At 57.7% G+C, this 11,422-nt stretch carries 9 protein-coding genes; 6 read left to right on the forward strand and 3 right to left on the reverse strand.

The window, feature by feature from the left end; genetic code table 11:
• Positions 1 to 328: 328 nt before the first annotated feature.
• Together ACOTY5_RS09250 and fumA are read left to right on the forward strand one after the other, a co-directional pair.
• On the forward strand, positions 329 to 1,837 hold the full coding sequence (locus tag ACOTY5_RS09250) for an anion permease (protein WP_074132696.1): 1,509 nt from the start codon (positions 329 to 331) through the stop codon (positions 1,835 to 1,837).
• Between the two features lie 52 nt (positions 1,838 to 1,889).
• Positions 1,890 to 3,539, forward strand: a complete 1,650-nt coding sequence (gene fumA / locus ACOTY5_RS09255; protein WP_045142640.1) for a class I fumarate hydratase FumA — start codon at positions 1,890 to 1,892, stop codon at positions 3,537 to 3,539.
• Here the strand turns inward: fumA and ACOTY5_RS09260 are convergent.
• Positions 3,528 to 4,433, reverse strand: a complete 906-nt coding sequence (locus ACOTY5_RS09260) for a LysR family transcriptional regulator (protein ID WP_039270487.1) — start codon at positions 4,431 to 4,433, stop codon at positions 3,528 to 3,530. The genes fumA and ACOTY5_RS09260 overlap by 12 nt on opposite strands.
• 94 nt (positions 4,434 to 4,527) lie before the next feature.
• Here ACOTY5_RS09260 and ACOTY5_RS09265 point away from each other — a divergent pair, with 94 nt between their 5' ends.
• The 3 genes from ACOTY5_RS09265 (at position 4,528) to ACOTY5_RS09275 (ending at position 8,180) form a co-directional block, all read left to right on the forward strand.
• Positions 4,528 to 5,823: a serine hydrolase domain-containing protein gene (locus ACOTY5_RS09265; RefSeq protein ID WP_023294968.1), complete on the forward strand. Its 1,296-nt coding sequence runs from the start codon at positions 4,528 to 4,530 to the stop codon at positions 5,821 to 5,823.
• Positions 5,824 to 6,083: 260 nt separating this feature from the next.
• Positions 6,084 to 7,385 (forward strand): MFS transporter, encoded by a 1,302-nt coding sequence (locus tag ACOTY5_RS09270; RefSeq protein ID WP_017693129.1) that lies wholly within the window; start codon positions 6,084 to 6,086, stop codon positions 7,383 to 7,385.
• A 6-nt stretch (positions 7,386 to 7,391) separates the two neighbouring features.
• On the forward strand, positions 7,392 to 8,180 hold the full coding sequence (locus ACOTY5_RS09275) for a substrate-binding domain-containing protein (protein ID WP_045142641.1): 789 nt from the start codon (positions 7,392 to 7,394) through the stop codon (positions 8,178 to 8,180).
• Here the strand turns inward: ACOTY5_RS09275 and ACOTY5_RS09280 are convergent.
• Positions 8,152 to 9,054, reverse strand: a complete 903-nt coding sequence (locus ACOTY5_RS09280; protein ID WP_003859540.1) for a LysR family transcriptional regulator — start codon at positions 9,052 to 9,054, stop codon at positions 8,152 to 8,154. The genes ACOTY5_RS09275 and ACOTY5_RS09280 overlap by 29 nt on opposite strands.
• Before the next feature lie 266 nt (positions 9,055 to 9,320).
• Between ACOTY5_RS09280 and mtfA the strand changes: the two genes are divergently transcribed.
• Entirely contained in the window at positions 9,321 to 10,118 is a 798-nt protein-coding gene (mtfA, locus tag ACOTY5_RS09285) for a DgsA anti-repressor MtfA (protein ID WP_017693127.1), read from the forward strand.
• A gap of 3 nt (positions 10,119 to 10,121) precedes the next feature.
• Here mtfA and ACOTY5_RS09290 read toward each other — a convergent pair whose 3' ends face one another.
• On the reverse strand, positions 10,122 to 11,321 hold the full coding sequence (locus ACOTY5_RS09290; protein ID WP_045142642.1) for an MFS transporter: 1,200 nt from the start codon (positions 11,319 to 11,321) through the stop codon (positions 10,122 to 10,124).
• Positions 11,322 to 11,422 lie beyond the last annotated feature (101 nt).

Below are 11,422 nucleotides of genomic sequence, written 5' to 3' on the forward strand. Positions count from 1 at the left end.
AAAGCACCAGAATTAAAATGTTATAGTTTTGATACATAAGATGCGTAAAATTAGCGAATAACCACACTACTCAGAGTGGTTATTATAAAAAATATAAAAATAGCCATTCAGTTCCGTTTTTTTGATCGCGATCAATAGTTATGGCATTCAAAAGAGCAATATAAAAACATCATCATTTTTTATTTAGCGCAAACCAAAATGCGTTAAATCGCTATTAGTGAAAACACAAATCCGCACCTTAAATAACTAAAAAAAGCAAAAAGGATATTTCAATCGAATTTGTGTTTTCGCCGGGCGACGAATTTTTGACAACTTAAGACGTGAAACTATGAATACAAAAACTGCTGTAACGCCTCCTGCGGCGAATCTGGCATCAAATGGAACAGCAAAACGACTGCTGATGATGGCTTTGCCCTTCATTGTTGCCGTCCTGCTGTTGTTTGTCCCCGTTCCGGAAGGGCTGCCGCCTTATGCGTGGCACTACTTCGCCATCTTTGTCGGCGTCATCGTCGGCTTAATTTTCGAACCGCTGCCGGGCGCCGTGATCGGTCTTACCGGCGTCGTGGCGATTGCGCTGTGCAGCCAGTGGGTACTCTTTAGCCCGGAACAGCTGGCTGACCCAAAATTCAAGCTGGCGGGCGCCTCCTTTAAATGGGCGGTCAGCGGGTTTGGTAACTCCACCGTCTGGCTGATTTTCGGTGCCTTTATGTTCGCCGCAGGCTACGACAAAACCCGCTTCGGCCGCCGTCTGGCGCTGATTCTGGTGAAGTACCTGGGCCGTCGCAGCCTGACGCTCGGTTACGCCATTACGTTTGCGGACCTGCTGCTGGCCCCGTTCACCCCATCCAACACCGCGCGCAGCGGCGGGACCATCTACCCGATCATCGCCAACCTGCCGCCGCTGTACGGTTCAAAACCCAATGACCCAAGCGCGCGCAAAATCGGTTCGTATCTGATGTGGGTAGCCATCACCGCGGCCTGTATCACCAGCTCGATGTTCCTTTCCGCTCTGGCACCTAACCTGCTGGCGCTGGCGCTGGTAAAAAGCACGGTTGGAATTGATATCTCCTGGGGGACCTGGTTCCTCGCCTTCCTGCCGCTGGGCATCCTGCTGATCCTGACCATGCCGCTGCTGGCTTACTGGTTCTACCCGCCGGAAGTGAAGGTAAACAACGAAGTACCGCTGTGGGCGACCCGTGAACTGGAAAAACTGGGCAAACTGTCGCGCAATGAGATCCTGCTGCTGGTGTTCGTGTGCTGTGCGCTGCTGATGTGGATCTTCGCCGCGGCGTGGATTGAACCGGCCATGGCTGCCCTGCTGATCGTTGGCCTGATGCTGTGGACCGGCGTGCTGGAGTGGAACGATATCACCGGCAACAAAGCCGCGTGGAACACCTTCGTCTGGTTCGCTACCCTGGTGGCGCTGGCGGATGGCCTCTCCTCCACCGGCTTTATCAGCTGGCTGGGTAAAGAAGGCGGCCTGCTGATGAGCGGTATCTCTCCGGGTGTCGCCACCATCGTACTGCTGCTGGCGTTCTATCTGCTGCACTACCTGTTCGCCAGCACCACCGCGCACACCACGGCGCTGCTGCCGGCGATGCTGACCATCGCCTCCACCATTCCGGGCATGAATATGGAAGTGTTCGTCTTGCTGATGGTGACCTCGCTGGGCGTGATGGGGATCATCACCCCTTACGGTACCGGTCCAAGCCCGATTTACTACGGTAGCGGCTACCTGCCAACCAAAGACTACTGGCGCCTCGGCACCATCTTCGGCGCCATCTTCCTGGCAGCTCTGCTGCTGATTGGCTACCCGTGGATGTCCATGATGTTCTGATTCCTGACCGCCGGACATTTCCTCCGGCGGTTAAATTTTTGTGGAGCAAGCTATGTCAAACAAACCCTTTATCTACCAGACCCCCTTCCCCCTCGCGCATGACGATACCGAATATTATCTGCTGACCAAAGAGCACGTTTCCGTTGCCGAGTTCGACGGTCAGGAAGTGCTGAAAGTCGAGCCAGAGGCGCTGACCCTGCTGGCACAGCAGGCCTTCCACGACGCGGCATTTATGCTGCGCACCTCTCACCAGAAGCAGGTTGCGGCTATTCTGAGCGACCCGGAAGCCAGCGAGAACGATAAGTACGTTGCCCTGCAATTCCTGCGCAACTCCGAGATTGCGGCGAAAGGCGTGCTGCCCACCTGTCAGGATACCGGCACGGCAATCATTATGGGTAAGAAAGGCCAGCGCGTCTGGACCGGCGGCGGCGACGAAGCGGCGCTGAGTCAGGGCGTGTATAACACCTATATTGAAGACAACCTGCGCTACTCGCAGAATGCGGCGCTGGATATGTATAAAGAGGTGAACACCGGCACCAACCTGCCCGCGCAGATCGACCTCTACAGCGTTGATGGTGACGAGTATAAATTCCTGTGCATGGCGAAAGGCGGCGGCTCTGCCAACAAAACTTATCTGTATCAGGAAACCAAAGCGCTGATCACCCCGGCGAAGCTGAAAAATTATCTGGTTGAGAAGATGCGGACCTTGGGCACCGCGGCCTGCCCGCCTTACCATATCGCCTTCGTTATCGGCGGCACCTCAGCGGAAGCCACGCTGAAAACTGTCAAGCTCGCCTCTGCGCGCTACTACGATGGCCTGCCAACCGAAGGCAACGCGCACGGCCAGGCGTTCCGCGACGTCCAGCTTGAGCAGGAACTGCTTCAGGAAGCGCAAAACCTCGGCCTTGGCGCGCAGTTTGGCGGCAAATACTTTGCCCACGACATTCGCGTAATCCGCCTGCCGCGCCACGGCGCCTCCTGCCCGATCGGCATGGGGGTCTCCTGCTCCGCTGACCGCAACATCAAGGCGAAGATTAACCGCGAGGGGATCTGGATTGAGAAGCTGGAGCACAATCCGGGCCAGTATATTCCTGAATCCCTGCGCCAGCAGGGAGAAGGCGACGTGGTAAGCATTGATCTGAACAAGCCGATGCCCGACATTCTGGCGCAGCTTTCCGCGCACCCGGTCTCCACCCGCCTGTCGCTGAGCGGCACCATCATCGTGGCGCGTGACATCGCCCATGCGAAGCTGAAAGAGCTGCTCGACAACGGGGAAGAACTGCCGCAGTACGTTAAAGATCACCCGATTTACTACGCAGGCCCGGCGAAAACGCCAGAAGGTTACGCGTCTGGCTCCTTAGGCCCAACCACCGCCGGGCGTATGGACTCCTACGTGGACCTACTGCAATCCCACGGTGCGAGCATGATCATGCTGGCCAAAGGTAACCGCAGCCAGCAGGTCACCGACGCCTGCCATAAGCACGGCGGCTTCTACCTCGGCAGCATCGGCGGCCCGGCGGCGGTGCTGGCGCAAAACAGCATCAAGAGTCTGGAGTGCGTGGCGTATCCTGAACTGGGAATGGAAGCCATCTGGAAAATTGAAGTGGAGAACTTCCCGGCGTTTATCCTGGTAGATGACAAAGGCCACGACTTCTTCCAGCAGATCCAGAATAAACAGTGCAAAGGGTGCTCACAGCGCTGAACGTTTCCATAACGCCGGAAGCAGCGACAGCGTATCGTTGATCAACCCGCGCTTGTCGCTGCCCGGCTTCCAGATAGTGACCATCGTCTGGCTTATCCCCTGGCTGCCCACTTCGGTGGGCAGCCTTTTTACATTTTTCCACTGCGTTGCCTGAAGATGGGTCGGTAAAAACCCCCAGCCGCAGCCCTGTTCCAGCAGGCCGCGCAGCATTTCCAGTTCGTTAGTGAAAAGCGTGTGCCCTGAAATTTGCAGGCGACGGGCAACCGGCTCGTCTGACGCGGGATGCATAATCACCTGTGGCACCAGAGAGAGATCGAGCAGCGACACCGGCGACGCAACCTCCGCAAAAAGCGCCGTTGCGGCGTAAAAATCCATTTCGATCGCCCCCAGCGCCCGCCACTCCATCTCATTGCCCACGCTGCGGTTGCGCGCCTGGCAGATCCCCAGATCGGCCTGACCGTTTGCCAGCATCGCTTCCGCCTCATCGCGCGATGCGCTGGTCAGGCTCAGGCGGATCTTTTTCGTCGCCAGTGTGGCAATCAGCGCCTGTAAAAAAGCTCTGGGGGTGAACGGATCGTAAGCGAGGGCGATGTCCTGCGTCGCGCTGTCCGGTACCGATCTGGCAAACGCCTCAAACGCTTTGACCTGGCGCATCAGCAGGTGCGCCTGCCGCTGAAGCTGCTCCCCCTCCGGCGTCAGGCGCAGGCTGCGCCCCTCCCGCAGGAACAGAGCATAGCCCAGCCCATCCTCAAGGAAATCGATCAGATCCCGCAGGGTAGTACGATCTTTGCCGAGTTTACTGGCCGCCTTCATCAGGCTGCCGTGTTCAGCGACGGCAGTGAACGCTTCAAGCTGGGCAAAGGAATAGATCAGTGATGCCACGTCATTCTCCATGCGATTTTCCGGGGGATTTTCCCCCATAACGCGTTTTTTATTATAGGCCGCAGGTTCTTAAACTGAAGTCCTTCCTGAGCCAAACGAGATAAATATGAAAATCAAAACAAACCGCACGCTGCTCGCGGCGCTGGTTGTCAGCAGCCTGCTCTCGCCCGCCGTTATGGCGGCCTGCAACGGTACCGACCTCACCACCTGTCCGGCGCCTTTCGATGCCAGACTCCCGGACGCGCATACCATGCTCACCTGGAACCAGACCGATCGCGTGGTGGGCTTTCGCAATGACTACCGCAACTACGCAGGGGATGTGTTCCGCCACGGCAACGCTACGCCGCTGCTGCCCGCAGAAAAACCGCTCACCGATGCCCGCTATCAGGTGAAGGGTAAGAGTTACACTCTTCAGGATTACCTGAAACGCCAGAACGTCAGCGGCATGCTGGTGCTGAAAAACGGCAAAGTGGCCTATAAATACCTGGGTGAAGGCAATACCGACTCAACGCTCTGGACGTCGCGTTCCGTGGGCAAATCGGTGGTCTCCGCGCTGGTGGGTGCTGCAATTAAAGAAGGGAAAATCCACTCCCTGGACGACCTTGTCACCCAATACGAACCTGACTTAAAAGGCACCGCCTGGGAGGGCGTAACGCTAAAACAGCTCATCACCCACACCTCTGGCGTGGCGTGGAACGAAGATTACACCAACCCGCAATCTGACTTCGCCCGGCTTACCGAATGCGAAGCGAAGCCGGGCACCTACAACTGCGTGCGCACCCTGGTGAAGGGGTTACACCGTGAACACCCGGCGGGCGAAAACTGGTCCTATTCCTCGGGTGGCGCCTGGCTGTTAGGCGATGTGCTTGAGCGCGCCACCGGCATGACGCTCGCGGCGTATCTGGAGAAGACCATCTGGCAGCCGTACGGCATGGCGAGCGACGGCGTGTGGCATGCCTACAGCAAAGGCCAGCACGACGTGGGTGCGCATGGGTTCAACGCCACGCTGGAAGACTGGGGGCGTTTCGGGGAGTTTATCCTGCATAACGGTACGCTGCCGGACGGGAAGCAGATCCTCCCCGAGGGCTGGGTGAAACAGTCCTCAGCCTGGACACAGGCCAAAGGATCGGTGTCCGACGCGCATCCGAAGGGGTTATACGGCTACCAGTGGTGGAACAACGAAGTACCAGCCACCGCCACACACGTGGAGCCGAAAGTCGAAAATTCGCTGAAGGATTCCCTGTGGGCGCTGGGTATATTTGGTCAGATGATCATGGTTAATCAGAAAGAAAATCTGGTTATCGTCCAGTGGTCCACCTGGCCGCAGGCAGAGCCGTCATTCAGCGCCCAGCCGCTGGAAGCGTCGCTGATGTTTAGCGCGATTGCGAACGCGCTGCGCTGATAATCCCAAGCCAGGCCCCGCCTGGCTTCTCACCTGCGCGATGTCACAAAACTGATATATCAGCAACTTAGCGAAATCGAGTAAATAAAAGATCATCGAAATGTTAAGTTATTGTTGAGTATGTAAATACTGGTCAATGCATTGTCATTAATGCACCACACGCATCAGTCCATGCGCTATTTGCGCTTATTAATTTCCACTTCCTGATCCAGTTTTCAGAAACAGACGAGCATAACGTCACTATAAAACTGGAGATAATCATGGTTTCCTCAACCTCACCTGCAACGCTTCGTGCCAAAGCGGGCGCGATTTTCCGCGTCACGTCGGGCAACTTTCTTGAGCAATTCGACTTCTTTCTGTTCGGCTTTTATGCCACCTACATCGCCCATACTTTTTTTCCGGCAAGCAGTGAATTTGCGTCCCTGATGATGACCTTCGCCGTCTTTGGCGCGGGCTTCCTGATGCGTCCGATCGGGGCCATTGTGCTGGGGGCTTACATTGATAAAGTGGGTCGCCGTAAAGGGCTGATCGTCACCCTGTCAATTATGGCCGCCGGAACCTTCCTGATCGTGCTGATCCCTTCTTACCAGAGCATTGGCCTGTGGGCGCCGCTGCTGGTGCTGACCGGCCGCCTGTTGCAGGGTTTTTCGGCAGGCGCCGAGCTGGGCGGGGTTTCGGTTTATCTGGCGGAGATCGCCACGCCGGGCCGCAAGGGTTTCTACACCAGCTGGCAGTCGGGTAGCCAGCAGGTCGCCATTATGATCGCGGCGGCGATGGGCTTCGCCCTGAATGTGGTGCTGGAAGAGAGTGCCATTCGCGAATGGGGGTGGCGTATTCCGTTCCTGTTTGGCTGTCTGATTGTGCCGTTTATCTTTTTCCTGCGCCGCAAGCTCGAAGAGACCGAGGAATTCAGCGCCCGTCGCCACCATCTGGCAATGCGTCAGGTCTTCACAACGCTGCTCGCCAACTGGCCGGTAGTCGTCGCGGGCATGCTGATGGTGGCGATGACCACCACCGCGTTTTACCTGATTACCGTTTACGCGCCGACCTTCGGTAAAAAAGTCCTGATGCTTAGCGCGTCGGACAGTCTTCTGGTCACGCTGCTGGTAGCGGTGTCCAACTTCATCTGGCTGCCGGTGGGCGGCGCGCTGTCGGATCGCTTCGGGCGTAAACCGGTGCTGATCGCCATGACGCTGCTGGCGCTGGCGACCAGCTATCCGGCACTGACGATGCTGGCCGCAGCCCCGAGCTTCTCAATGATGCTGACCGTGCTGCTGTGGCTCTCTTTCCTCTACGGCCTGTATAACGGCGCGATGATCCCGGCCCTGACGGAGATCATGCCAGCAGAGGTGCGCGTGGCGGGCTTCTCACTGGCTTACAGCCTGGCAACGGCGGTCTTTGGCGGTTTCACGCCGGTGATTTCGACTGCCTTAATTGAGTACACCGGCGACAAAGCCTCTCCGGGCTACTGGATGAGCTTTGCCGCCGTTTGCGCCCTGCTGGCAACGCTTTATCTCTATCGTCGTCGCACGTTAATCCTGCAAACTGCCGTTAAGGAGTGATCCCTCATGCTTACATTCAGAACGGTGATTGCCGCCCTGACCTTCGCCTCCCTCAGCGCGGGCGCGCTTGCGCAGGATGTGACGGTGATGATTTCTGGCGGCTTCAAAGCGGCGCTGGAGAAGCTGACGCCGCAGTACGAAGCGCAAAGCGGCGACAGGCTCATTGTGATCTCCGGCCCGTCGATGGGCAAAACGCCGCAGGCCATTCCGGCCCGGCTCGCCCGGGGCGAAAAAGCGGACGTGGTGATTATGGTGGGCGATGCGCTGGCGAAACTGGAACAGGATCGCAGGACGGCGGCGGGCTCCCGCGTGGAGCTGGCGGATTCGCCCGTCGGGATGGTCGTCAAAGCGGGCGCGCCGGTGCCGGATATCAGTACGGTGCCTGCCCTGCGGCAAACGCTGCTGAAGGCGCATTCCATAGCTTATTCCGACAGCGCCAGCGGCCGGTATGTAGAGAGTCAGCTGTTCCGTAAGCTGGGCATCGACGGCCAGGTTCACGATAAAGCGCACCGGGTTGAGCGCATCCCGGTGGCGTCTGAAGTGGCAAAAGGGAAATACGATCTCGGCTTTCAGCAGGTGAGCGAGCTTCTGCCGGTCCCGGGGGTGATGTTTGTGGGTAAGTTGCCTGACGACATGCAGTACATTACCCGTTTCGCCGGAGCCGTAACGCAGAAGGCTGACCATCCCGAACAGGGAAAAGCGCTGCTGGCCTTTCTCTCTTCGCCACAGGCCGCCAGCGTCATTACGGCAACGGGCTTAACGCCCGTCAGTGCACCTCGCGATACTGCTCGGTAATTAGCGTTTCGAGTTCGGCAGCAATATAGGACTGGATCCGCCCGCGGCGGCGGATCAGCCCCACGGTTCGCCTGACTTCAGGCTCGGTTAAAGGTACCGACGTCAGCAGCGAATGCTCTGCGCGGGGCATTGACATGGCGGGAACGGCCGCAATGCCGATCCCGGCTTCAACCATCCCCAGCATGGTCGTCACGTGCCGCGTTTCGCAGATGCTGGGGCGTTCAGGCCGAATATGCCCGACCCGCTGGTCGAGAAGATTGCGGTTGCCGGAGGTCTTATCCAGACCGATATAATCCTGCTGATAAAAAGCCTGCCACGTCAGGCTTTTTCTTTTTGCAAGCGGGCTGTCGCGCCGGCAGGCGGCCACGTAGACATCCTCCACCAGCGGGACAAACTCGATGTCGGGCTGCAAACTCCGGGCAAAGCAGATACCAAAATCCGCCTGTCCGCGGGTGACGGCCTCGATAACATTTCCGGCGCTGCTGTCGATCAGTTTTATGCGCACGCGGGGGTAACGGGACTGAAAGCGGCGGATAACATCCGGCATAAAGTAACAGGCGGCGGACGGCACCGTCGCCACGGTGATTAGCCCCGTACGCTCCTCGCTGGCCTTATCGATATCCGAAAGCATGGACTCCACATCAGCAAGCAGCTGTCCGCACCGGTCGGCAAAGGTCTGTCCATACAGGGTCAGCGTGACGCGCCGGGTGGTTCTGTCGAACAGTTTTGTCCCCAGTGCCGCCTCGAGCTTTTCAATTCTGCGACTCAACGCCGACTGGGAAAGGCAGATAGACTCCGCCGCAAGACGGAAATTGCCATATTCCAGTAAAGCGCGGAAGGCATAGAGATCGTTGAGGTCAAAATTGACGGGCATACTGACGGGATCCTTAAGCACGGTAGGGTAAGAAGAGATTTATCATAGTCGCGCACGACATACTTCACAAAATGAAGGGGATACCCCTAAAGCGCTATCAACCTGACGGCACATAGTGATAGTTTATGCGGGCTGGATTCCTCTTAAACAGGCTGCCAGTCTGCATGCAGCCGAAGAGGAGTGTCATACTGCTTAACAGAGTATGTTGGCATGCTAACAGCCCCTGACCTTTCCATTTTGTTCACGTGCGAGTAACGAGCAAAGCGATGATTAAGTGGCCCTGGAAAACGAACGACGCTGGTCGAAATATGGCGCTGCCCTGGGATGAGGCTCTGGCGATCCCCGTGCTGGCGAATCTCTTGCCTGAAGAGCAATCAAAGCTGATTCAGCTGGCCGAGCGTTTTTTACAGCAAAAACGGCTGGTGCCGCTACAGGGCTTCGAACTGGATCCGCTTAAAAATTCCCGCATCGCCCTGCTCTTCTGCTTGCCGGTGCTGGAGCTGGGTATCGAATGGCTGGATGGCTTCCACGAAGTGCTGATCTACCCGGCGCCGTTTATCGTCGATGATGAGTGGGAGGATGACATCGGGCTGGTGCACAACCAGCGTATGGTGCAGTCCGGGCAAAGCTGGCAGCAAGGGCCAATCATCCTCAACTGGCTGGATATTCAGGACTCGTTCGATGCCTCGGGCTTCAACCTGATCATTCACGAAGTGGCGCATAAGCTGGATACCCGCAACGGCGATCGCGCCAGCGGCGTGCCGCTGATCCCGCTGCGTGAAGTCGCGGGATGGGAGCACGACCTGCACGCGGCGATGGAAAACATTCAGGATGAGATAGACCTGGTGGGTGAAAGCGCGGCCAGCATTGATGCCTATGCCGCGACCGATCCCGCCGAGTGTTTTGCGGTATTGTCCGAGTATTTCTTTAGCGCACCTGAGCTTTTCGCTCCGCGCTTCCCGGCGCTGTGGCAGCGTTTTTGCCAGTTTTATCAGCAGGATCCGCTCCAGCGTCTGCGGCAAAGTGAGGACGCAGCCAGCACCTCCCCTCATCCGTTCCACTAATGTTTAAGGGGTACGATCGGTCGATCGTACCCACACGCTCACCGCGAGAAACAGCAGCGCCATTCCCCATGCGGCAGTAATCAAAAACTGCTCACCGTAAAAGCGCGTCACCACGGGTACCAGCAGCGCGCTGGCCCCGTATCCCAGCGTATGGCTGGTGGCGATCACCCCTGCGCCTTTGCCCGTCGTCAGCCGATCGTTGAGCAAAAGCTGGTATCCCGGCGTTGCCATGGCGGCCCCCAGCGAAGTGATGACAATTCCCACGTAGAACAGGGCTAAACTGGCGAGACACATCAGCCCAAGACCCGCCACCATCAAGACCGCGGCAATTAAGAGTAAAAATCTCGGGGTAAAATGCTGCGGGCGTACCACCAGAAACTGCGCCGCCAGGGTCGCCAGCGCGGCCAGGCTCAGCAGCAGCGCGACATGATGGCTGATTTGCACGGCATCGCCATTAAATAACGGGTGAAGATGCGGCGATAAACCAAGCTGCATCAGGCTGACCAGCGCCGCCAGCAGCAGTGCCAGCACCAGGAAAGGCAGCATGGAGGCCTGTAACCGCGTCGACTGGTGCGCCACCGGCGGCAGCGGGGGATCGGCGGCTTCGCGCAGCACCAGCAGCAGCGCGATAAACGGCGCCACCGCCATCAGCCAGAGCGGTGCGACCGGGCTGACGCTGAGCATCAGCGCGGCCAGAGGCGGTCCCAGCAGACGCCCGCAGCTAAGGCCAGAGCTTATCGTCGCCAGCGCCGCCATCCTTTTATCCAGCCCCGCGCGTTGAATGGCCCACGTCTGGGCCGCAGGCACCAGCCCTGATACCGTCAGGCCGTACAGCATGCGCGACAGCACCAGGCCTGCCATTCCCCAGAGAGCATTCAGCGCGCCGTTCGCCATCGCCCACACCACCAGCGCCATCACGACAAAGCTCGCCAGATAGCCTCCCAGCGAGGCCAGCATAACGATCTTACAGCCGTGCCGCTCGCTCTGGCGTCCCCACCAGGGCGATGCGGGTAAAAAGAGCATCGAGCCGAACATCAGCAGCCCGGCCCAGACGGAGAGCGACAGTCCGGTCAGGGAGACCAGCTGCGGCAGCATAACCAGCAAACCGTTTTGCCCAATACCTAATAAACCGGCGCCCAGTGCCAGGGGCCAGTTAGCTTTAGGGGTCACAACGTCAGTGAGATTCTCAGTACGGGTGCGCATAAAATTGTGAAGATAATGTCAATAAATGTGTGGAAATTATGAAGTTTATGAAAACAAATATTGCAAAAATAGTTGCCACTGTAAACAGAATGAATATCATA

The sequence above is a fragment of the Enterobacter cloacae complex sp. SHL018 genome (assembly GCF_049237905.1).
Lineage (GTDB): Bacteria > Pseudomonadota > Gammaproteobacteria > Enterobacterales > Enterobacteriaceae > Enterobacter > Enterobacter hormaechei_C.

What these genes read in the sequence shown, in the direction of transcription:
- ACOTY5_RS09265 (WP_023294968.1), top strand. Translation starts at nt 4,528, where the DNA reads ATGAAAATCAAAACAAACCGCACGCTGCTCGCGGCGCTGGTTGTCAGC.
- ACOTY5_RS09275 (WP_045142641.1), top strand. Translation starts at nt 7,392, where the DNA reads ATGCTTACATTCAGAACGGTGATTGCCGCCCTGACCTTCGCCTCCCTC.
- mtfA (WP_017693127.1), top strand. Translation starts at nt 9,321, where the DNA reads ATGATTAAGTGGCCCTGGAAAACGAACGACGCTGGTCGAAATATGGCG.
- ACOTY5_RS09290 (WP_045142642.1), bottom strand. Translation starts at nt 11,321, where the DNA reads ATGCGCACCCGTACTGAGAATCTCACTGACGTTGTGACCCCTAAAGCT.
- ACOTY5_RS09250 (WP_074132696.1), top strand. Translation starts at nt 329, where the DNA reads ATGAATACAAAAACTGCTGTAACGCCTCCTGCGGCGAATCTGGCATCA.
- ACOTY5_RS09280 (WP_003859540.1), bottom strand. Translation starts at nt 9,054, where the DNA reads ATGCCCGTCAATTTTGACCTCAACGATCTCTATGCCTTCCGCGCTTTA.
- ACOTY5_RS09270 (WP_017693129.1), top strand. Translation starts at nt 6,084, where the DNA reads ATGGTTTCCTCAACCTCACCTGCAACGCTTCGTGCCAAAGCGGGCGCG.
- fumA (WP_045142640.1), top strand. Translation starts at nt 1,890, where the DNA reads ATGTCAAACAAACCCTTTATCTACCAGACCCCCTTCCCCCTCGCGCAT.
- ACOTY5_RS09260 (WP_039270487.1), bottom strand. Translation starts at nt 4,433, where the DNA reads ATGGAGAATGACGTGGCATCACTGATCTATTCCTTTGCCCAGCTTGAA.